A 21124-nucleotide genomic window follows, 5' to 3' on the forward strand; every position below is an offset into this window, starting at 1 on the left:
GGGGATCTCTGGACGGAATTTGCGCCCACGGATCTGTGGCAGCGCCTCGTGCCCCTCGACGATCGGGTGCCAGAAGCGGCCGTAGAACTGGTCGTTCGTCCGGAGCGGCTTCCCCCAAGCCGAGGGGAACGCGTACGAGGGTCCACGCCCGGCACACCGAGAGCACGCACCTGACGCCGCGAGGCCGCCCTCCGGGCGACGACGGGAAGGTGACGACAGGACCTAGGCGGAACTGGTGGTGCTGGTCGGCCGGGCCTGCTGATAGAGCGCCACCAACACACCGTGCAGGGGCTGGTCCTCTGCGTCTTCCTCGGCCTCGTCGACCAGTCGGGCGAGGGTCTCGCCGAGTTCTCTTGCCTTCGCGGGGCTGAGACGCAGGTGGCGCAGTGTCAGGTGGGTCTCGGCGGGAGAGCGGTCCAGCTCCTGGGCGACCGCGGCGAGCATCGCGGCGGTGCCTGCTGCTTGGGGTTCGGCGACGACCATGTGACGGGCCGTGCGCTGGTAGTACTGCTCGGTGCCGCCGCGGACCTGGCGGGTCTCGGCGATGTGGACCAGCCCGGCTTCGCGGAGCACTTTGAGGTGGTGGGCCACGTTGCCCTTCTTCGCGTCGAGCTGCGCCGCGAGCTGGCTGGTGGTGGCAGGCCGGTGGCCCAGGGCGAAGAGCAACCGCTGACGCAACGGGTGAGAGAGCGCCGCGAACTGCTCAGGCGCACCGATCTCCAGGACGTCCTCAGGAGGCGGCAGATAGGGCGGCTGATAGGGCGGCTGATAGGGCGGCTGATCACGCATACCGAAAGTGTCTAAACTCGTTGACGCTTTCGCAAGGGCAGTGCTCTACTCCCTGCCATGACGACTCCGACGATGCTTGTGCCGGCCCCTGTCATCGACGAGACAGCCCGGCTGCTGACCGAGCACTACGTTTTCCCCGAGATAGCCGAGCAGCTCGTCGGCCTGCTGCAACGGCGCCTGGCCGAGGGGTCCTACAACGTCGAGGGGGCCGAGGAGCTCGCCCGCCTGGTCACCGCGGACCTGCAGTCCGTCAACGGCGACCGGCACCTGAGACTGAAGCACCACGCCGACCCGGTCTCCCCGAAGCAGGGGGTGGCCACCCTGGACGCCATGCGCCGGGACTTCGACACCTCGCTGGGCGGTGCGCCCCGGGTGCAGTTGCTCGACGGAGGGGTCGCCGTGGTGGAGCTGGCACCGATGCTGTTTCCGCTGGAATGGGCCGCCGAACCGCTGAGCGCCGCGCTCACCCTGGCCTCCCGCGCCCAGGCGCTGATCGTGGACCTTCGCGCCAACCGGGGCGGCGACCCGGACACGGTCGCCTTCGTCTGCAGCTACCTACTCGACGAGCGCACCCACCTCAACACCATGTACTGGCGCGGCAGCGAGCGCACCGAGCAGTCGTGGAGTCTGCCGCACGTTCCCGGCGCGAGCTTCGGCGGCAGCAAACCGCTGTATGTACTGTCCAGCAACAACACCTTCTCCGCCGCTGAAGAGCTGGCGTACGACCTCCAACAGCTCGGCCGCGCCACAGTCGTCGGCGAGCGCACCCGCGGCGGCGCCCACCCGTGCAACGGCTGGACCCTGCACCCGCACCTGGAAGCCACCGTCCCCGTCGGCCGCGCCATCAACCCCGTCTCCGGCACGAACTGGGAGGGCACCGGTGTGCAGCCGGACATCCCTTGCGCTGCCGCCGACTCCCTCGACCGCGCGCACGCACTGGCCCTCGCCCGACTGGCAGGCTGACCCAGTCCAGCTCATCGACGGCATTGCGCGCAGCGCCTCCCCCATCCACATCGGCGGCTGAGTCTGCGTCGGCCTCCAGCGCGCTCACCCCGCACGACCAGGTTCACCGTCGTAGACGGCGGCCGCAACGGGGTACGTACGCACCTCTTGAGAGCTCCTGTGTGGGTGCCGCAAAGAGCAACCCGCCCCAGGGCTCGCGGAACTATGGTGAGGCGCTGCTCAGCCCGCGCCTACATCGGACGGGCCCGACGTGAGCGGGGGGCGTGATGCATGTCTGGCAATGTGCCGTTCTGGGGGGCGCCGGCGGAGGGTTCATCGAGTTGGTCACCTTCTACGACCGGCTCTGCTCCTGGCGAGAGGCTCGGAAAACCCCCACGGGGCTGTTACGCAAACACCCGCCAGGCTTCGTCGCCTAAGCGTATCCGCGGGTTCGGCAGCTGGAGCCGACGGTGGTCCATACGCCGAGGTTCGTGCGGCCGGCGCAGAGGTCCGAGCGGACCTGGAGCGCCTGACTCAGGAACCCGAGGTTGCGCGACTGGCGGTTTTGCTCGACGAGCTCGATGACGCGACAGCCACTGAGGGCGGCCCCCCTGAGCGACTACGTCGGGTGTTCCAGCAGCTGAATGTACTGACTCAGAGGTTCGAGTTCTTGGCCTCGGTTGCCGAGCTGCGGCAGGCGCTCGCCCCCTTGCAGCTGTGAGCATTCCTCATGGGCGACGCAGCCTCGCGGGTCAGCACGATCATTGCGTACAGAAGGGGCTCGGCCGGAGAACCGGCCGGGTCCCTTCCGTTGTTCCCGAGCGAGTCGATGGCCGCGGCCAGGCCGATGGCAGGTCCGACACCGTGGCAGGAGCCGTAGAGCCGGCCTTGTCGAGCGATGCCGGTGTCGGCGAGGCCGCACGCGGGTCCGGCATCGACCTCACGACCGGCTGGCCTCCACGTCTCTCGGGGAGCAAATACCTGCCCATGAAGGAATCGGCGCCGATCGCCCATGGACTGGCTTCGGCGACAGCGGTCGCAAGCCTCCTCGCGGCGGCGGTCGTCTTGGTGCTCGGGTTCATCGCACGGGAGCAGATGGCGAAGTCGTCACCAGCTATGTCGCGGACACCGCGTTGAGCATCCTCGTCCATGCGACCGCCCGGCAGTTCCTCACCGTGTGGTTGATCCGGCGGGGCTGGAGAGCGAAGGCCCGCAGCCGCGCGGTGGTGTACGCGGCGCTGCTTGCCCCGGCAGGCAGCGCGGACCTGGACGTACAGCGGTTGAAATCGATGGCCTGGTGCGTATCCGGGCGCCGGGACGACACCGGCGAGCCGGCCCGCTCTCGGTACAGCTGAGGTACGGCCGCTGCCGGCCGATGTGTCCCAAGCCACGACGCCATCGATGTCAGTCCCCATGCCATCCTGGTCGGGTGACCGTGGTGGAGGACCTGGTCCGGCTGCGCCGGGCCCGTGACCGGATGGACCGGGAGTACGCCGAGCCGCTGGAGATGGCGGAGCTCGCGCGTACCGCGCTGATGTCGCCGGGCCATTTCCAGCGGAGCTTCCGGGCCGCCTTCGGCGAGACTCCGTACACCTATCTCATGACCCGCCGGATCGAACGCGCGAAGGCCCTCCTGCGCCGCGGCGAGCTGACGGTCACGGAGGTGTGCTTCGCCGTGGGCTGTACGTCGCTCGGTTCGTTCAGCTCCCGTTTCACGGAGCTGGTCGGTGAGACGCCGAGCGCGTACCGGGCGCGGCCGCACGAGCACGGCGCCCCGATCCCGTCCTGCGTGGCCCAGCGCCTCACCCGCCCGGCCCGCCACCGCAATCCGGAGGCGGAACCGGGCACACGCCTCTAGGTCCCGTCATCACATTCCCGTCTGCCTCGCGACTCCGGGCGACGACGGGAATGCGCCGACAGGACCTAGGTGTCCTGCCCCGGCACGCCGGTGACGAGGGCTCGCAGCTCGACGTATCAAGCCCCGCTCACCTGCGCCGATGCGGCGCCGTCGATTTCCTCCGACCTGATGCGCCGGACAGGCCCTAGCGTGGCCCCCATGACTGGACCCGTGGATGACCTGAAACTGTCCCAGTGCTTCATCGCCGTGGACGACCACGACAAGGCGCTCGCGTTCTACCGTGACGTTCTTGGTCTGGAGGTCCGTAACGACGTCGGATTCGAGGGAATGCGCTGGGTCACCGTCGGCTCGCCGCTCCAGCCGGACGTGGAGATCGTCCTGGAGCCCCCCGCGGCGGATCCGAACGCCTCCCCCGCCGACCGGCAGGCCATGGCCGAGCTCCTGGCGAAGGGCATGCTGCGCGGTGTGATCTTCTCGACGCCGGACTGCGACGCCCTCTTCGCCCGCGTCCAGGCCTCCGGCGCCGAGGTCCTCCAGGAGCCGACGGACCAGCCCTACGGCGTCCGCGACTGCGCCTTCCGCGACCCGGCGGGCAACCTCCTCCGCTTCAACACGCGCGCCCCCGGCGCCTGACCGCGGCGCGGACGGCCCGGTCCCGGATGTGCGGGGCCTACCATCGGCTGATCACCACCTCCGGGAGACCCCATGCCGTCCGCGCGCCCCAGCATCCTGTACGTCAGTGACCTGGCCTATCCGGCCAAGGGCCGCCGGTACTGCGACGAGGACATCTTCCTCACCTCCCGGCTGCGCGAGGAGTTCGACATCGCCGTGTGCCACCCGCTGGACGCGGCCGCGCTGATGAACGCCTTCGACGCGGTGGTCGTACGCAACAGCGGACCGGTCCTGAACCACCAGGCGCACCACCAGTCGCACCACGACGCGTTCCGCGAGCGGGCGGCCGCGGACGGCGTGCGCGTCTACAACCAGCTGTCGGGCAAGGGCGACATGGCGGGGAAGGGATACCTGCTGGAGCTCACGGCGGCGGGGTATCCGGTGATCCCCACCGTCGACCGCGCGGAGGACCTCGGCCGGCTCGGGGACGTCGACACCTACGTGGTGAAGCCGAAGCTGGGAGCGGACTCCATAGGGCTGGAGTTCGTGCCCCGCGAACGGCTCACCGACCCGGCGGCGTACGGCGACGTCCTCGTCCAGCCGCGCGTCGACTTCGAGTACGAGGTGTCCTTCTACTTCGTCGACCACACCTTCCAGTACGCCCTGTACGCACCCCGTCCCGACGAGCGGTGGGCCCTGGAGCCCTACGAACCGACCGACCGGGACCGGGAGTTCGCGCAGCGGTTCGTCGACTGGAACAACATTGCGTACGGGATCCAGCGCGTGGACGCCTGCCGGGCACCCGGCGGTGAGCTCCTCCTCGTCGAACTGGAGGATCTCAACCCGTATCTGTCCCTGGACGCCCTCTCCCCCACCGCGCGGGACGCGTTCGTCGCGCGCGTGACAACGTCGTTGCACGGCCTGATCGGAGAGAAGACACCATGACGGAGCCGATCCGGCTGACAGAGCCGATCCGGTGGACCTACGCCTTTGTCGACCGGCCGATGAAGAAGTTCGCGGCGGCCTGCGACTTCTGGGCCTCGGTCACGCGCACCAAGCTGTCCGAACGGCGCGGCGACCGGGGCGAGTTCGTGACCCTGCTGCCCGAGGGGGCGGCCGACGCCTGCGTGAAGGCGCAGGGCGTCGCGGGGTCGGGGCCGGGCGCCGGGGGCGCCCATCTCGACCTCGCCGTCGAGGACGTACGCGCGTTGGTGGAGGCGGCGCTGCGACTGGGTGCCGAGATCGTCGCGGACCACGGAGGGTGGGCCGTACTGCGGTCCCCCGGTGGGCAGTTGTTCTGCGCGGTGCCGTGGCACGGGGAGTCGACGCGGCCCCCGGTGGTCAAGGGGCCGTCCGGGGTCACCAGCCGTGTCGACCAGGTGTGTATCGACCTGGCACCCGCCGTGTACGAGGCGGAGATCGCCTTCTGGAGCGCCCTCACCGGATGGGAGTCCGACCCGGGCGCACTCCCGGAGTTCCACGTGGTCAGGCCGCCCGCCGAGCTCCCCGTCCGCATCCTCCTGCAACGCCTGGGCTCCGCCCGCCCCACCTCCGCCCACATCGACATCGCCTGCTCGGACATCGACGCGGTCCGTATCCGTCACGAGCTTCTCGGCGCCACGCTCCTCGGCCGGGGCGCCCGCTGGGCGGTGATGCGGGATCCGTCGGGCGGCACGTACTGTCTGACGCCCCGCGATCCCGAAACGGGCGGCCTGCGGTAGCGGGCCGTCAGCGGCCGGAGTCCCACTCCTCGACGTCCACGACAGCCGCGACCGGAATCGGTCCATAGATGTGCGGGAACTCCTCGCCCCCGGCCTCCACGGCCTCGTAGCGCAGGGGGACGCCCAGCCGTTCGGCGTCGATCACCAGGACCACCAGTTCGTCGGGGCCTGCGTAGGAGCCGTACAAGAAGGCCGCCACGCGCGGGAGTTGGTGGCGCAGCGAGCAGTGGATGAAGCCCTCCTCCTGGAGGGTCCGGCCACGGGTGGACATCTCGTACGCGCCGGACGCGCGCGCCGCGTCCCACAGGGAGCGCTCGGTGATGTGCAGGAGGGGTTGGACGGATGGGAGGGGTTCATCAGCCATACCCGAACGCTACGGCCCCAGGCGGGCGGCCCGCACCTGCAAATAGCGCTGCTCGGGAAGGCTGAGGGTCTTCCCGGCCGCCGAGTCGTAGGCGGCACGAGCCCCCGCCGCGTCCCCCGCGCGCTCCAGCAGATGACCGCGGACGGCGTCGAGCCGATGCCCGAGCGCCGACTCCCCCTCCAACAGCTCCAGTTCGGCAAGTCCCGCCCGGGGCCCGTGCACCATGGCTACCGCCACCACACGGTTGAGACGCTCGACGGGCCCGGGGACCCGGCGGACCAGGATGTCGTACAGACCGAGGATCTCGCGCCAGTCCGTGGCGTCCGCCGACGGTGCCTCGTCGTGCACGGCGGCGATGGCCGCCCGCAGCTGATACGGCCCCGCCCTCCCCCGTGACACCGACAACGCCTCCGTCACCAGCGCCACGCCCTCCTCCACCGCCGCCTTGTCCCACAGGCCGCGGTCCTGCTCGTCGAGCGGGACCAGTTCGCCGTGCGGACCGGTGCGCGCGGCGCGCCGGGCGTCGGTCAGCAGCATCAGCGCCAACAGCCCCGCCACCTCCCGGTCCTCGGGGAGGAGCCGGCGGACCGTGCGGGTCAACCGGACGGCCTCGCCCGCGAGTTCGGCCCGCTGGAGGGCCGCTCCGGAGGTCGCCGTATAGCCCTCGTTGAAGATCAGGTACAGCGTGTGGAGTACGGCGGGCAGCCGCTCCTCCCAGTTGTCCGGGCGCCCGAATCCGGTCCCCCGTACCCGCTGCTTCGCCCGGCTGATCCGCTGGGCCATCGTCGCCTCGGGCACGAGATGGGCCCGGGCGATCTCCGCCGTCGTCAGACCGCCGACGGCTCGCAGGGTGAGCGCGATCTGGCCGGGCGGGGTCAACTCCGGGTGGCAGCAGAGGAAGAGGAGGGAGAGCGTGTCGTCCTCGCTCGGCGCCCGGGCCGCTCCCGGCGGCGGCGCCAGGAACTCGTCCCGGGGCGTCAGCGCCACCGCCCTCTCCTCCCGCAGCCGCCGCGCCTCCTCACTGCGCAGGGCGTCCGTCAGCCGCCGCGAGGCGACCTTGATCAGCCAGCCGCGCGGGTTGTCGGGCACGCCGTCGCGACCCCACTGCCCGGCCGCCGCGAGCAGCGCCTCCTGTACGGCGTCCTCGGCGGCGTCGAAATGCCCGTACCGGCGTACGAGCGCGCCGAGAACCTGCGGCGCGTGCAGGCGCAGCAGGTCCTCGACCTCGGTCGTGCGACTCACCTGACCCATGGAACTCGTACGACTCACCTGCCCCATACGACTCGCGGGGCTCATCTGACCTGTACGACTCGCGGGATTCACCTGACCCATAGGGCTCAGATGTCCCCTGCGCCGTCCAGGATCGGCCGGATGACCACCGGGTACTCGGTGGCTCCCTCGGGAGCGGGGCACTGGGCGACGCGCGCGGCGATCTCCGTGACCCGCTCCAGGCTCTCGCACTCCAGGATCCAGAAGCCGGCCATCAGCTCCTTGGTCTCGCTGTACGGACCGTCGGTGATGACTGGCTTGCCGTCCTTGTCGGCCGTGACCAGCCGGGTCCGGTCGTACTCGGCCAGGCCCTGCGCGTCGAGCAGCTCCCCGGACTCGGAGAGGTCGTTGTTGATCGCGCCCATGTGGGCGTACATGGCCTGCAGCTCCTGCTCGCTCCAGACCGGGGACCCGGGGGAGGGCTTGCCCCGCATGCCCTCGTAGTCGGCCTGCGATCCCTGCACCATCACCAGGTACTTCATGAGTCCGCTCCTTCGGTTTCCTCGGTTCGGACCGCCCGTGTCGGGCGGCTCTCGCAGGAGACGTCGAAGCCGGCCCGCGTTTCTCTACACGGCCGCGCGGACTCGATCAGGTTTTTTTCGTGACGGGATCCGCGGGCCGGACGGCGGCCCCGGGATCCTCCTCGGCTTCGTCGGCATACGCCTTGCATTCGGGGTCCCGGCAGGGTCCGGGTACCCACACGGGAACCCACGCACCCAGGGTCTTTTGCCTCTTCACGACCGTGGCGACCGGCTGCCCGCAAGCGGAACAAACGTACTCATCGGTGCCCATGTCTTCAGGGTATTGCGGAAGGCCGTTCAGCGCTTCCTGCTGTACGTCCTCACCAGCACCCCGTTCTTGAACAGGCGCACCTGGTCGAGCGCGTACTCGGCCACGTCGAACCCGGAGCCGAACATCGGCATGCCGGAGCCCAACACCACCGGGTACGTCTTGATGACCAGCTCGTCCACCTCGTCGACCAGCGCGCCCGCGAGCCGCGAGCCGCCGCACAGATAGATACCGAACTCGCCGTCCTCGGCCTTGAGTTCGCGAACCCTCCCGACGACGTCGTCCGCGATGATCTCGACATGCGGGTCGGGCGACTCCTTGAGGCTGCGCGAGGCGACGTACTCGCGCAGATGCGCGTACGGGCTGGTCACGCCCGCGTCCAGTGCCACGTCGTAGCTGGCGCGGCCCTGGATGACCGTGTCGAATCGCCGGTTCTCCAGGTCGTCGATACCGAGCGGGCGACGGCCGTGGGTCGGCAGGGTCTCCGGATACTCCGCTTTCAGGAAGTCCTCGAAGAACTCTTCGTCGACGAACGGTATGAAGAACTGTGCGTCGCCGTCCGGGGCTCCGATGAAGCCGTCGATCGAACAGGCGACGAAGTACGTGAGCTTGCGCAAGCTGGTCTCTTTTCGTCGGCGAGGTTCGTGGCGACTCCGGCGGTCGCCTCTAACCACTACAGTTATAGTACTCAACCTGTAGTGGTTGCCAGTGGTTCAGTGATTCGTTCAGCGGCACCCAAGAGATCTTCAGAGATGTCCGGAGAAAGCACCGATGGCAAGGAACCCGGAGCGCAGGGCGGCTCTCGTCGACGCGGCTGTCGAGGTGCTGGCCCGCGAGGGCGCGCGCGGACTGACGTTCCGCGCGGTGGACGCGGGGGCCGGCGTGCCCGTGGGCACCTCGTCGAACTACTTCACCGACCGCGACGACCTGCTGAGCCAGGTCGACGCCCATCTCCACCGGCGCCTGGCCCCCGACCCGTCCATGCTCGCCGACCTGCTGAAGGCGCCGAAGGACCGTTCACTGGTCCTGGGCTTCATGCGCGACCTGCTGGCCCGCGCCACCCGCGACCGCACCGGTTATCTCGCCCTCTTCGAAATGCGCCTGGAGGCCACCCGGCGCCCCGCCCTGCGCGCCTCGTACACCAAGTCCATCCGCGGCGACCTCGAAGAGGGCATGCAGTTCCACCGCAACGCCGGCCTCCCAGGCGGCGACGAAACCGTGACCGTCCTCTATCTCGCCATGCTCGGGCTACTCCTGGAACACCTGACACTCCCCGGCGTCCTGGACGGCGTACTACCCGATGTCACCGTCCCGGACGGCCTGGTGGAACGGATCGTGACGACGATCGTGCCGGAGGCAGGAGATCTCTAACCCGTCCACCATCCACCATCCGCCACCCGCCGTCTGCCGTCCGCCACCCGCCACCCGCCACCCGCAGTCCGCAGTCCGCAGTCCGCAGTCCGAGAACAAGTCCACACCATCCCGACCGCCACCCACCCATGCGGGCAGCACCCTTCAGCCTCCGCCGAGAGATTTCCAGCCCGTCCGGCGTTTGAGGACGAGGCCGTCCAGGCCGAAAGCGGGGATCTGGGGGCGGCAGCCCTCAGGGACAAGGGACGGGCAGGGGCGGAGGGGGCGAAAAAAACAGGCCCCGCACACCGTGGGGATGTGCGGGACCCACCCGGAGCCCGGAACCGTACGGAGGTCAGGTGCCGCACGGAACAGGGAACTCCGGTGACTATGGGACCCGGAAGACACCGGCGGCACCGGCACCTCCAACCGCCCCGTCGACGGCGTCAGTTACTGCGCCGCGTCACGAACTCCGCCAGCGCGAGCAGCCCACCCGCCGCCTCGGGATCGGGCACCGCCCGGGCCAGCTCATGCATCGCCCGGGACATCCGGTCGGCCGCCTGTACCTGCGCCCAGTCCCGACCCCCCGCACGCTCGACCGCCAGCACCGTCCGCTCCAACTCCCCCTCCTCATAAGGAACCCGGTACAACGAGGCAAGCTCGGCCGCCGCCGGCGTACCGGAGGCGAGCGCGGCCACCACGGGCAGCGACTTCTTACGGGCGATGAGGTCCGCCCCGGCGGCTTTACCGGTGCGGCTCGGATCCCCCCAGATCCCGATCACATCGTCGATCAGCTGAAAGGCGAGCCCGGCCTCCCGGCCGAACGCGTCCAGCGCCTCGACGTCCTCATCCCCCGCCCCCGCGTACAGCGCCCCCAGCGCACAGGCACAGCCGAGCAACGCGCCCGTCTTGGCCTCCGCCATGGCGAGGCACTCGTCGAGGGTGACCTCGTCGGGGCCGCGCCTCTCCATGGCGGTGTCCGCGTGCTGCCCCTCGCACAGCTCGACGACACAGGACGCGAGCCGGGCGGCGGCCGCCGCGGACGCCGGATGCGGGTCCTCGGCGAGCAGCCGCTGGGCCAGCGCCTGCAAGGCGTCCCCCGCGAGGATCGCGTCGGCGTCGCCGAACACGGTCCAGGCGGTGGGCCGGTGCCTGCGGGTGGTGTCCCGGTCCATCACGTCGTCGTGCAGCAGCGTGAAGTTGTGGATCAGCTCCACCGCGGCGGCCGCCCGTACGGCACTCGCGTGCCGTCCGCCGAGCGCCCGGACCGCGGTGAGCACGAGCGCGGGCCTGATCGCCTTGCCCGCGTTACCCGCCGCGGGCGTGCCGTCCGCGTGCTCCCAGCCGAAGTGGTAGAGCGCGATCCGGCGTATCGAGCCGGGCAGCGAATCGATGGCCCTGCGCAACTCGGGGTCGACGGACGCCCGGGCACGCTCCAGGATCGCCGCCGCTTCCTGCCCTCCCCCACTCTCGACCTCGCCCGAGCGGGGTGACCCCCGCCGACTTGGCCGCACCTGCTCCTCCATGGGCCTCCCGATGGGGCTCCGCCTGTCGAGACTCTCGGCCGGACTCTGCTGCGCCGTCGGTCTACCGGGTCTACCCGGCCGGCCGGGCGGGGTCACCACACCCGGCGTGGGGGTCGTCAACGCCAGCGGCCGATCTCGACGTTCTCCAGGATTCCCAGAGCGTCGGGCACCAGCACCGCGGCCGAGTAGTACGCCGTCACCAGGTAGGAGATGACCGCCTGTTCGTTGATGCCCATGAAGCGCACCGACAGGCTCGGCTCGATCTCGTCCGGGATACCGGCCTGCTGGAGTCCGATGACGCCCTGTTCGGCCTCGCCGGTACGCAGGGCGATGATCGAGGTCGTACGGGCGTCGCTGACCGGGATCTTGTTGCACGGGAAGATCGGCACCCCGCGCCAGGTCGGGATACGGTTGCCGGCCATCTCGATGGTCTCCGGCACGAGTCCGCGCTTGTTGAGCTCGCGGCCGATCGCGGAGATCGCGCGCGGGTGGGCGAGGAGGAGCTTGGTGCCCCGCCTGCGGCTGAGCAGTTCGTCGAGGTCGTCGGGGCCGGGTACGCCGTCGTGCGGCTGGAACCGCTGGTCGTACTCGCAGTTGTTGAGCAGCCCGAACTCCCGGTTGTTGATGAGCTCGTCCTCCTGGCGCTCCTTCAACGCCTCCACGGTGAGCCGCAGTTGCTGTTCCGTCTGGTTCATCGGCTGGTTGTAGAGATCGGCCACGCGCGTGTGGAGGCGCAGCACGGTCTGGGCGATGCTCAGTTCGTACTCGCGCGGCGCCGCGTCGTAGTCCACGAAGGTGCCGGGGATGTCCGGTTCCCCGGTGTGGCCGGCCGCGAGGTCGATCTCCCTCTCTCCGTACTTGTTGGCGCGCTGTTCCGGAATCGCGCGCAACGACTGGAGGTGGTCGCGCAGGGACTCGGATCGCTCCGCGACCTGTTCGAGGTCGTTGCGGGGCAGCGTGAGCACAGTGCACGCGGTGACCGCGCGGGCCGTGTACTCCCAGATGGCGTCCGGGTCGATGAGCGCCTGCTCCCCGAAGTAGGCGCCGTCGGCGAGGACTCCGAGGACCGCGTCGTCCCCGTAGGGACCTGTGCCGGTCTTCTCCACCTTGCCGTGCGCGAGCAGGAACACCTCGTCGGACGGGCTGCCGAACGAGACGAGCACCTCCCCCGGTGCGAACTCCCTTTGCTGGCAGCGCTGAGCGAGCTCGCCGAGCACCTCCTGATCCTCGTACGACCGCAGCACGGGCAGTTCGCCGAGCTCCGCCGGGATGACCTGGACGCGGTCACCGGTCTTCACGAATGTCACGCGGCCGTCGCCCACGGAGTAGCTGAGCCGCCGGTTCACGCGGTACGTGCCACCCTGCACGTTCACCCAAGGAAGCATCCGCAGCAGCCAGCGTGAGCTGATCTCCTGCATCTGGGGTGCGGACTTGGTGGTGGTGGCCAGGTTCCGCGCGGCGGATGTGCCGAGACTCTGCTGCGGCTTGCCCTGACCCGCGCGGACCTCTTCGCCTACCGACATGAAAATTGCCCTCCCGTTGTGCACTGATCTGCGAGGACAACCCTTCCATCACGGAGCGTGCCGGTGCTATTACACGAATGAGGGGGAATGGATCACTGCGGAGTGGGCAGGGTGGCCGGTTTTCGTCAGGCCGTCGAACAGCGCGCGGTTGTTGCGGTTGGGAACTTCAAGATCTGGTCAAACGTTTGACGCTGTGACCGATGCTTCGATCGACGCTTCGGCTGGTGCTTCGACGTACGAGGACGGGAATCGGCATGGCAGGCTTTCTGGACCGCGCCAAAGAACAGGCACAGCGAGGGCTCACGCAGGGCAAGCAGAAGATCGACGACGTGCAGGCGCAGCGCGCCGGCGGCGACCTGTTGAAGAAGCTGGGCGCCGCGTACCTGGCGGAGCGGCGCGGCAGCGGCTCCCCGCAGGCGACGCAGCAGGCCCTGCAAGCGGTGGAGAACCACATCGCGACCCACGGAGACAGCTTCCTGCACGCCTGATCCCCGGGCTTCGCTTCGCGCCACAGCTCACCGCCGGACGTCACCGCACGTCACCGCACTTCACTGACCGGATCGGCTCGCACGCTGTGCGAGCGACTGGGCCCGGCCACCGCGTTCCGAGTACAAAGCAGTGGTAGGAGACGGCCGCGACAGGTGGTCGGCGTTCAGCGCGAAGGAGGGCGGTCATGGCCCCACCCATGTCCGCGAGCGGTTTCCTGGACCGGCTCAGGGCGGCGGGAGTCACCGTCGTCGAGGTCGGCGACTGGGAGCGTCACCATCGCAATCACAAGGGCCCGTGGGGTCCGGTGTATGGCGTGATGATCCATCACACGGTGACCTCGGGCAGCGAGCGCACCGTCGAGCTCTGCCGCGACGGCTACGCGGAGCTGCCCGGGCCGCTGTGCCACGGCGTCATCACCAAGGACGGCGTCGTCCACCTCGTCGGCTACGGCCGGGTCAACCACGCGGGCCTGGGTGACGACGAGGTACTTCGCGCCGTGATCGCGGAGAAGCGACTCCCGCCGGACAACGAGGCGAACACCGACGGCAACCGCCACTTCTACGGCTTCGAGTGCGAGAACCTCGGCAACGGCGAGGACCCCTGGCCCGAAGCCCAGCTGGCCACGATCGAGAAGGTCGCCGCCGCGATCTGCCGCCACCACGGCTGGACGGAGCGCTCGGTGATCGGCCACCTGGAATGGCAACCGGGCAAGATCGACCCGCGCGGCTTCACGATGGACTCCATGAGGAACCGCGTGCGCGACCGGCTGAAGTGACCGTAGCGCCGGGCCGGGCACCTGGGGGCAGGGCACCGGGCCCCCGGAGCCCGTCGTCCGCGCAGGCCCGGTACGGCTGCCACCCACCCTGCCGCGCACCACCCGCCGTCCGTATGCCCATGCCCCGGTCACACACCACCCGTCCCCCGAAGACCCGGCTGACGCACCACCCACCGCCCGAAAGCCCGGCTCACACACCATCCACCCCTCCAGGACCCGGCTCACACACCACCGGCCGCCCGAAAACCAGGCTCACACCACCGCCCTTCCGGAGACCCGGCTCACACACCACCCAACCCTCCGAACATCCGGCCCGCCCACCGCCAGCCCCTCCGAACACCCGGCCGCACACCGCCCAGCCCTTCCAAGCCCCCGGCCGCCCACCGCCAGCCCCTCCAAACCCCCGGCCCGCACACCGCCCGCAGCCGCCCTCCAAGGGGCCGGCCCTGGCCCCTCCAAAGGCCATCGGAGAGCCCAGCCCTGACGCATGTCCGACAATGGCGGGGTGACGCGCCCGGACATCCCCACCGCCGCCAACCTCCCCAACACCGCCTCCCGACGCCCCACCACCCCCGACGCTCCCGAGGCCCCCGAGGCCCCCAAGGCGCCGACGGTCGACCTAGACGTCCTTCGCCCCCACCTCCCTTCACCGTCGCAGGACGTCCTGGATGAGCGCTTCGACCGCCACGGCGTCCGGCTGGTGGTCAAGCGGGACGACCTGATCCACCCGGAGTTGGTCGGCAACAAGTGGCGCAAGCTGGCTCTGAACCTGGAGGCGGCGGCAGGCCGCATGGTGGTCACTTTTGGCGGGGCGTACTCGAACCACCTGCGGGCCACGGCGGCAGCCGGCCGCCTGCTCGGGTTCCCCACCATCGGCGTGGTCCGCGGCCAGGAGCTCTCCGGGCGCCCCCTCAACCCCTCACTTGCCCGATGTTCGGCCGACGGCATGCGACTGCACTTCGTCGACAGATCGACGTACCGCCACAAGTCCGAGCCACAGACACTCGCCGGGATCCTGAGCGCGCTGGGCGCCGAGGACGCGTACGTCGTGCCCGAGGGCGGCAGCAACTCCCTTGCCGTACGTGGCTGCCAGGCGCTCGGCGAGGAGCTGCGCGGTCACGCCGACGTCGTCGCCCTGCCCTGCGGCACCGGCGGCACGCTGGCGGGTCTGGCCGCCGGGCTCGCCCCTGACCAGCGTGCCCTGGGCATACCCGTCCTCAAGGGCGACTTCCTGAGCGCCGAGATAGAGGCCCTCCAGGTCACCGCCTTCGGCTCCCGCCGCGGTGACTGGTCCCTCGACGAACGCTTCCACTTCGGCGGCTACGCCCGTACCACCCCCGAACTCGACACCTTCGCCGAGGACTTCGAGCAACGCCACGGCCTGCCCGTCGAACGTCTCTATGTCGCCAAGACGCTGTACGGACTTGTCGCTCTGGCCGACGAGGGCGCGTTCCCGCGCGGGACGACGGTGGCAGCCGTGATCACGGGAGCACCGCTCTCCTAAAGCGGGTGTCGCAAGCCGAAGTGACCGCTCACGTCGTCTCCCGGAACGCCGCCGCCTCCTCCAGGTCCAGCCTGCGCAGCAGCGTGCGCAGCATCTCGTCGTCGATGTAGCGGAGGTCGCGCAGCCGTACGAAGACCTCGCGCTCGGCGCCGATCATCTCGCGGGACAGTCGGCGGTAGGTGTCGTCGGCGGTTTCGCCGGTCAGCGGGTTCACCGCGCCGAGGCGCTCCCAGACGGCGTTGCGGCGGCGCTCCAGGACCGCGCGGAGGCGGTCGGCGAGCGGTGGGGGCAAAGCGTTGCGTTCGTCCTCGAGGAGCTCCTCCAGGCGCTGTTCGGCGACCCGGGACGCCTGCGCCTGGGCGTTGGCCTCGGCGAGCGTCTCGGTCTGCGTGTCGCGCCCTGGCAGCTTCAGCAGGCGGATCAGCGGGGGCAGGGTCAGCCCCTGCACGACCAGGGTCCCGATCACCGTCGTGAAGGTCAGGAAGAGGATGAGATTGCGGTCCGGAAAGGGCTCACTCGGGATCGAGAAGGCGATGGCGAGGGAGACCACACCCCGCATCCCGGCCCAGCCGATGACGAAGGGCCCCTTCCAGGTGGGGTTCTCCTCCCGTTTCCGGATGCGTGCCGAGAAAATGCGCGGCAGGAAGGTCGCGGGATACACCCACACGAACCGGGTGGCGACCACGACGAGGAAGAGGGCCACCGCGTACCAGGCGGCGTCGACGCCCTGGTAGTCCCCAAGGTCCCTGAGGACGACCGGCAGTTGCAGCCCGATCAGCGCGAAGACCGCCGACTCCAGGACGAAGGCGACCATCTTCCACACCGCCTCCTCCTGGAGTCGGGTCGCGAAATCGACCTCCCAGGAGCGGTGTCCGAGATAGAGCGCGACGACGACCACGGCGAGCACCCCGGAGGCGTGCACCTGCTCGGCGACCCCGTACGCGACGAAAGGGATCAACAAGGAGAGGGTGTTCTGGAGAAGTGCCTCCCTGAGGTGCGTGCGCAGCCAGTGGAGCGGCACCATCAAGAGCAGTCCGACCGCGACGCCGCCGACCGCCGCGAGCAGGAACTCGCCGATGCCGCCCGCCCAGGTCGCACCCTCGCCGACCGCCGCGGCGAGCGCCACCTTGTAGGCGGTGATCGCGGTCGCGTCGTTCACCAGGGACTCGCCCTGCAGGATCGTGGTGATCCGTGAGGGCAGCCCCACCCGGCGCGCCACCGCCGTGGCCGCGACCGCGTCCGGCGGCGCCACCACCGCCCCCAGGACCAGTGCCGCGGTCAGCGGCAGGCTCGGCACGAGCAGATAGGCGAACCAGCCGACGACCAGGGTCGCGAAGAGGACGTAGCCGACCGACAACAGAGCGACGGGTCGCAGTTGCGCCCGCAGATCGAGGTACGAGCTGTCGGTGGCCGCCGTATACAGCAGCGGGGGCAGCAGCAGCGGGAGGACGACGTCGGGGTCGAGTTCGTAGTCGGGCATCCCGGGGACGTACGAGATCATCAGGCCCACGGTGACAAGCAGCAGCGGTGCCGGCACCGATGTGCGGCGTGCGGCCGCCGCACATGCCGCGCTTCCCGCGACCAGCAACAGCAGTGGCAAAATGTGCATCGTCTTCCGCCCTCCCTCTGTTTTCGCGCGACTTTCCGCACACCCGACGTAACCTGGCAATCATGAAACAGTGCACGCACGCCGACGCGCTGCCGCACCCCGAGCCCGAGCCCCTGAGCGAGACCTGCCTGGAGTGCCTTGCCGCCGGCACGCACTTCGTGCAGCTTCGCCTGTGTCTCTCGTGCGGGCACCTGGGCTGTTGCGACTCCTCTCCGTTGCGGCATGCGACGGAGCACTTCAAGGACACCGGGCACCCGATCATGCGCACCTTCGAGCCCGGTGAGAACTGGCGTTGGTGCTTCGTCGACCACGTACTCGTATGACCCGACGACCGCCGCGTCGACGGCATACTGACAGGGGTCGCGGATCACCTGCGCGTGTGACCCGCGACCCGGACGGTTCGACCGTCTGACGCCTGGGTACGTCAACCCGGCGCGTTCTCTTCCTAATTGGGGCCGCAGACCCCTAGCCACTGTCCGTACTCATATGCTTACTATGAGTGACAGCAAGGGGCGGGGCCCCCGGGACAGGAAACTTGGGAGCGCGGTAGCGTCACCGCTGAACCACCTAGCGCGTTACCCCGGGGGGCGACCCTCGGCCCCTGAAAGAGCTTGTACCACCATGGAGGTGAGGGTGTCCCAGATCGCAGGCGAGCCCGCGACCAAGGACTTCGTGGAAGTCCGGCTGCCCGCCGCGGGCGCCTACCTGTCGGTGCTGCGTACGGCCACGGCCGGACTCGCGGCCCGTTTGGACTTCACCCTCGACGAGATCGAGGACCTGCGCATCGCGGTGGACGAGGCCTGCGCGATCCTGTTGCAACAGGCCGTCCCCGGTTCGGTGCTCAGCTGTGTCTTCCGGCTCATCGACGACTCACTGGAGGTCACGGTCTCGGCCCCGACCACGGACGGTCACGCCCCCGCGCGGGACACCTTCGCCTGGACCGTCCTCTCCGCCCTCGCGGGCAAGGTCGAATCCACCGTCGCCGAGGACAAGACCGTGACGATCAGCCTCTACAAACAGCGCGGCGCGGGACCCGGGCCGGCGTGAGGAACGGGGACGGGCCGGTGCGGGAGGAAGAGCGCGGCACACGGGAGCTTCCCGCCGAGCTGGTGGGCGGGCCGCGGCGCACGGCGGACGGCGTCGACGGCTTCCCCGAGCAGGCCCGGCCGCACCCGGAGGACGGCGCGGTGTCCGCGGGGACCGCGCCGGTCGACGAGGACGAACGGGAGAAGCTCTCCGGCCGGGGCGACGGGCGACGGGATCCGGAGGGTGCCGCGCCGAGCACGTCCGCAGAAGGACAGCTGGGCATCTCCCCTGCTCGGGCGGAGCCGAGAGCTCGGGGAATGGTGACGGGCGGGACTATGAGCGAGCACGAGCGGCACGACAAGCCGGAGGCGCAGAGCGTGCAGGGCGCGCAGCACGGGCCCAGTGCCCAGCACATCCGGCACGACCCCCGGGACCGCAGCGGGGCACGGACGATGTTCATCGAGCTGCGCAAGCTGACGGACGGCAGCGCCGAGTACGCGGAGCTGCGCAACCAGCTGGTCCGCATGCACCTGCCGCTCGTCGAGCACCTCGCGCGCCGCTTCCGCAACCGCGGTGAGCCGCTGGACGACCTCACACAGGTCGCCACCATCGGCCTGATCAAGTCGGTGGACCGCTTCGACCCGGAGCGCGGCGTCGAGTTCTCCACGTATGCGACACCGACGGTGGTCGGTGAGATCAAGCGGCACTTCCGTGACAAGGGCTGGGCGGTGCGCGTTCCGCGCCGTCTGCAGGAGCTGCGGCTGGCGCTCACCACGGCCACGGCCGAGCTGTCGCAGCAGCACGGCCGCTCCCCCACGGTCCACGAACTGGCCGAGAAGCTCGCCATCTCGGAGGAGGAGGTCCTGGAGGGCCTGGAGTCCGCCAACGCGTACTCCACGCTGTCCCTGGACGTTCCCGACACCGACGACGAGTCCCCGGCCGTCGCGGACACCCTGGGCTCCGAGGACGAGGCTCTGGAGGGCGTCGAGTACCGCGAGTCCCTCAAGCCGCTCCTCGAAGACCTGCCGCCCCGCGAGAAGCGGATCCTGCTGCTGCGCTTCTTCGGCAACATGACGCAGTCCCAGATCGCCCAGGAAGTGGGCATCTCCCAGATGCACGTCTCCCGGCTGCTGGCCCGGACCCTGGCCCAGCTCCGCGAGAAGCTGCTCGTCGAGGAGTAGGACCCTGCCGCGGCGGGGTCCTGAGGGGTCCGTTACTTCTCTGGGACGCCGCCCGGGCCTTGGATTCCCAGCGCCCGGGTCGTCGCCGGGTTCACCAGCAGCACCAGGGCCACGACCGCGACGACGGCCAGGGCGATGCCCGCGGGGATCGCCACACTGTCGGCCTGGAGCAGGTTGTAGGCGACGGGCAGCGCCATGATCTGGGTGACCACCGCGGGGCCCCGGCTCCAGCTGCGGCGCCCCAGCAGTCCGCGCGTGGCCAGCAGCGGGAGCAGGGCGAGCACCATCAGCGTCAGGCCCCCGGTGACGGCCTGCTGCCGGTCGTCCGGGTCACCCATGAGGCCCAGTACGAGCAGGTAGACACCCCCCACGGCCAAGGCGAGCCCCTCCAGCGAGGTCAGCGCCGCCGCGGCGGTCAGCCGACCGGGGCGGGGCTCGGCGGTGGGGGCTTCGGGGGTGGGATTCTGCTCACGGCTCACTCCTGAAGAGTAGCCCGCAGCCTCGGCCGGCCCAGGGCCCCGGGGGGCCACCTCGCACGGGACCCTCGCCGGGGACGTCAGGCCGGTCGCCCGCCCCTTCGGCCCACCTGCCGGCGTGGCCCGGCTCACGGCCCGGACTCTTACTTGATCCCTACTCGGCGTGGGCCGAGTACCGCCGACTGGGTACGCTGCATCGCATGCGTGCACTTCTCGTGGTCAATCCGGCAGCAACCACCACAAGTGCGCGCACGCGTGACGTCTTGATTCACGCACTCGCGAGCGAGATGAAGCTGGAAGCGGTCACCACCGAGTACCGCGGGCACGCCAGAGACCTCGGTCGGCAGGCCGCGGACAGCGAGGACATAGACCTGGTCGTCGCCCTCGGCGGCGACGGAACGGTCAACGAAGTCGTGAACGGCCTGCTGCACCACGGCCCCGACCCCGACCGACTGCCCCGCCTCGCGGTGGTCCCCGGCGGTTCCACCAATGTCTTCGCCCGCGCCCTCGGCCTGCCCAACGAGCCGGTGGAGGCGACCGGCGCCCTGCTCGACGCACTGCGCGAGGAACGGGAGCGCACGATCGGCCTGGGCCTCGCCGCCGGCACCCCTGGCACCGAGGACGAGTCGGTGCCGTCCCGCTGGTTCACCTTCTGCGCGGGCCTCGGCTTCGACGCGGGCGTGATCGGCCGGGTCGAGCAACAGCGCGAACGCGGCAAGCGCTCCACGCATGCACTGTATTTGCGCCAAGTACTACGGCAGTTTTTGGACGAACCTCACCGCAGGCACGGAACGATCACCCTGGAGCGCCCCGGCCAGGACCCGGTCACCGATCTGATCCTGTCCATAATCTGCAACACCGCGCCGTGGACGTTTCTCGGCAATCGTCCGGTGTACGCCTCACCTAAGGCCTCGTTCGATACCGGACTGGACGTACTCGGCCTCAGCCGCATGTCGACCGCCGCGGTTGCCCGGTATGCCACCCAGTTGCTCACTTCGTCCCCCGAACGCGGTCCCCATGGCAGGCATGCGGTGTCCCTGCATGATCTGACCGACTTCACCTTGCATTCGAAGGTGCCGCTCCCCCTCCAGATGGACGGCGACCACCTCGGACTGCGTACGAGCGTGACGTTCACAGGCGTACGCCGTGCACTGCGTGTGATTGTGTGAGCGGAAGGGCCCAAAGTCCTTTCACTCGAACGTTTAGGCCAGGGTCCACCCCATGGAAGTACGGCTGTGACCTAGTCGACACCGAGGAATCAAAAAAAACTTTCCAGAAGGGGTTGTATCCGCCGCTGAGGTTTGCGAGTCTCTACGTGGCG

The 21124-nt window shown here is 69.8% G+C and carries 24 protein-coding genes; 15 read left to right on the plus strand and 9 right to left on the minus strand.

What is annotated here, in order from left to right; all coding sequences use genetic code 11:
• Window positions 1-222 precede the first annotated feature (222 nt).
• Window positions 223-789, minus strand: a complete 567-nt coding sequence (locus ACIPC1_RS07725; RefSeq protein WP_402514245.1) for an ArsR/SmtB family transcription factor — start codon at window positions 787-789, stop codon at window positions 223-225.
• 57 nt (window positions 790-846) lie between these two features.
• Between ACIPC1_RS07725 and ACIPC1_RS07730 the strand changes: the two genes are divergently transcribed.
• The 7 genes from ACIPC1_RS07730 to ACIPC1_RS07760 all read left to right on the plus strand — a co-directional run bounded on the left by ACIPC1_RS07730 (window position 847) and on the right by ACIPC1_RS07760 (window position 5922).
• On the plus strand, window positions 847-1752 hold the full coding sequence (locus ACIPC1_RS07730; protein WP_402514248.1) for a S41 family peptidase: 906 nt from the start codon (window positions 847-849) through the stop codon (window positions 1750-1752).
• 843 nt (window positions 1753-2595) lie between these two features.
• Window positions 2596-2868, plus strand: a complete 273-nt coding sequence (locus tag ACIPC1_RS07735) for a hypothetical protein (protein ID WP_402514250.1) — start codon at window positions 2596-2598, stop codon at window positions 2866-2868.
• Window positions 2865-3086, plus strand: a complete 222-nt coding sequence (locus ACIPC1_RS07740; RefSeq protein ID WP_402514253.1) for a hypothetical protein — start codon at window positions 2865-2867, stop codon at window positions 3084-3086. The genes ACIPC1_RS07735 and ACIPC1_RS07740 overlap by 4 nt, the downstream gene beginning before the upstream one ends.
• Before the next feature lie 122 nt (window positions 3087-3208).
• On the plus strand, window positions 3209-3589 hold the full coding sequence (locus ACIPC1_RS07745; RefSeq protein WP_388670036.1) for a helix-turn-helix transcriptional regulator: 381 nt from the start codon (window positions 3209-3211) through the stop codon (window positions 3587-3589).
• 198 nt (window positions 3590-3787) lie between these two features.
• Window positions 3788-4222 (plus strand): VOC family protein, encoded by a 435-nt coding sequence (locus ACIPC1_RS07750; protein ID WP_384382603.1) that lies wholly within the window; start codon window positions 3788-3790, stop codon window positions 4220-4222.
• Between the two features lie 72 nt (window positions 4223-4294).
• The gene (locus ACIPC1_RS07755; protein WP_402514255.1) at window positions 4295-5146 is read left to right on the plus strand and encodes a hypothetical protein; all 852 of its coding nucleotides are present in this window, start codon (window positions 4295-4297) and stop codon (window positions 5144-5146) included.
• Window positions 5143-5922 carry a VOC family protein gene (locus ACIPC1_RS07760; RefSeq protein ID WP_384382605.1) on the plus strand — a complete coding sequence of 260 codons (780 nt, stop codon included), beginning with the start codon at window positions 5143-5145 and terminating at the stop codon, window positions 5920-5922. The genes ACIPC1_RS07755 and ACIPC1_RS07760 overlap by 4 nt, the downstream gene beginning before the upstream one ends.
• Window positions 5923-5929: 7 nt before the next feature.
• Here the strand turns inward: ACIPC1_RS07760 and ACIPC1_RS07765 are convergent, their stop codons facing one another.
• The 4 genes from ACIPC1_RS07765 to ACIPC1_RS07780 form a co-directional block, all read right to left on the minus strand.
• On the minus strand, window positions 5930-6286 hold the full coding sequence (locus ACIPC1_RS07765) for a DUF952 domain-containing protein (RefSeq protein WP_402514256.1): 357 nt from the start codon (window positions 6284-6286) through the stop codon (window positions 5930-5932).
• 9 nt (window positions 6287-6295) lie between these two features.
• Complete coding sequence (locus ACIPC1_RS07770) at window positions 6296-7528, minus strand: RNA polymerase sigma factor (protein WP_402514258.1); 1233 nt, start codon at window positions 7526-7528, stop codon at window positions 6296-6298.
• A 95-nt stretch (window positions 7529-7623) separates the two neighbouring features.
• A complete protein-coding gene (locus tag ACIPC1_RS07775; RefSeq protein ID WP_384382608.1) occupies window positions 7624-8037 on the minus strand; it encodes a YciI family protein in 414 nt (137 codons plus the stop codon).
• 336 nt (window positions 8038-8373) lie between these two features.
• The gene (locus ACIPC1_RS07780) at window positions 8374-8961 is read right to left on the minus strand and encodes a dihydrofolate reductase family protein (protein WP_402514260.1); all 588 of its coding nucleotides are present in this window, start codon (window positions 8959-8961) and stop codon (window positions 8374-8376) included.
• Between the two features lie 154 nt (window positions 8962-9115).
• Between ACIPC1_RS07780 and ACIPC1_RS07785 the strand changes: the two genes are divergently transcribed.
• A complete protein-coding gene (locus ACIPC1_RS07785) occupies window positions 9116-9715 on the plus strand; it encodes a TetR/AcrR family transcriptional regulator (RefSeq protein WP_402514262.1) in 600 nt (199 codons plus the stop codon).
• 425 nt (window positions 9716-10140) lie between these two features.
• On the opposite strand, the gene ACIPC1_RS07790 is transcribed toward ACIPC1_RS07785, so the two are convergent.
• On the minus strand, window positions 10141-11220 hold the full coding sequence (locus ACIPC1_RS07790) for a family 2 encapsulin nanocompartment cargo protein polyprenyl transferase (protein ID WP_402514265.1): 1080 nt from the start codon (window positions 11218-11220) through the stop codon (window positions 10141-10143).
• Window positions 11221-11336: 116 nt separating this feature from the next.
• Window positions 11337-12743, minus strand: a complete 1407-nt coding sequence (locus tag ACIPC1_RS07795) for a family 2B encapsulin nanocompartment shell protein (protein WP_402514268.1) — start codon at window positions 12741-12743, stop codon at window positions 11337-11339.
• A 254-nt stretch (window positions 12744-12997) separates the two neighbouring features.
• Between ACIPC1_RS07795 and ACIPC1_RS07800 the strand changes: the two genes are divergently transcribed.
• From ACIPC1_RS07800 to ACIPC1_RS07810, 3 genes are all read left to right on the plus strand, one after another.
• A complete protein-coding gene (locus ACIPC1_RS07800; protein WP_384382613.1) occupies window positions 12998-13231 on the plus strand; it encodes a hypothetical protein in 234 nt (77 codons plus the stop codon).
• A 185-nt stretch (window positions 13232-13416) separates the two neighbouring features.
• On the plus strand, window positions 13417-14007 hold the full coding sequence (locus tag ACIPC1_RS07805; protein ID WP_402514270.1) for an N-acetylmuramoyl-L-alanine amidase: 591 nt from the start codon (window positions 13417-13419) through the stop codon (window positions 14005-14007).
• Between the two features lie 487 nt (window positions 14008-14494).
• Complete coding sequence (locus tag ACIPC1_RS07810; protein WP_402514273.1) at window positions 14495-15511, plus strand: 1-aminocyclopropane-1-carboxylate deaminase/D-cysteine desulfhydrase; 1017 nt, start codon at window positions 14495-14497, stop codon at window positions 15509-15511.
• Between the two features lie 28 nt (window positions 15512-15539).
• Here ACIPC1_RS07810 and ACIPC1_RS07815 read toward each other — a convergent pair whose 3' ends face one another.
• Window positions 15540-17120 carry a Na+/H+ antiporter gene (locus ACIPC1_RS07815; protein WP_402514275.1) on the minus strand — a complete coding sequence of 527 codons (1581 nt, stop codon included), beginning with the start codon at window positions 17118-17120 and terminating at the stop codon, window positions 15540-15542.
• A gap of 62 nt (window positions 17121-17182) precedes the next feature.
• Here ACIPC1_RS07815 and ACIPC1_RS07820 point away from each other — a divergent pair, with 62 nt between their 5' ends.
• The 3 genes from ACIPC1_RS07820 (at window position 17183) to ACIPC1_RS07830 (ending at window position 19327) form a co-directional block, all read left to right on the plus strand.
• Complete coding sequence (locus ACIPC1_RS07820; RefSeq protein ID WP_402514277.1) at window positions 17183-17443, plus strand: UBP-type zinc finger domain-containing protein; 261 nt, start codon at window positions 17183-17185, stop codon at window positions 17441-17443.
• Between the two features lie 310 nt (window positions 17444-17753).
• Complete coding sequence (locus ACIPC1_RS07825) at window positions 17754-18167, plus strand: anti-sigma regulatory factor (RefSeq protein WP_266454474.1); 414 nt, start codon at window positions 17754-17756, stop codon at window positions 18165-18167.
• Entirely contained in the window at window positions 18164-19327 is a 1164-nt protein-coding gene (locus tag ACIPC1_RS07830; RefSeq protein WP_402514279.1) for an RNA polymerase sigma factor SigF, read from the plus strand. Before ACIPC1_RS07825 ends, ACIPC1_RS07830 begins: the two co-directional genes overlap by 4 nt.
• A 32-nt stretch (window positions 19328-19359) precedes the next feature.
• Here ACIPC1_RS07830 and ACIPC1_RS07835 read toward each other — a convergent pair whose 3' ends face one another.
• Window positions 19360-19806, minus strand: coding sequence for a hypothetical protein (locus tag ACIPC1_RS07835; protein ID WP_402514282.1), 447 nt, complete (start codon window positions 19804-19806; stop codon window positions 19360-19362).
• A 197-nt stretch (window positions 19807-20003) separates the two neighbouring features.
• Here ACIPC1_RS07835 and ACIPC1_RS07840 point away from each other — a divergent pair, with 197 nt between their 5' ends.
• On the plus strand, window positions 20004-20972 hold the full coding sequence (locus tag ACIPC1_RS07840; RefSeq protein WP_384382620.1) for a diacylglycerol/lipid kinase family protein: 969 nt from the start codon (window positions 20004-20006) through the stop codon (window positions 20970-20972).
• Window positions 20973-21124: the final 152 nt, after the last annotated feature.

Origin of the sequence: Streptomyces sp. NPDC087263, assembly GCF_044744645.1 — a bacterium.
Classification (GTDB): Bacteria; Actinomycetota; Actinomycetes; order Streptomycetales; family Streptomycetaceae; genus Streptomyces.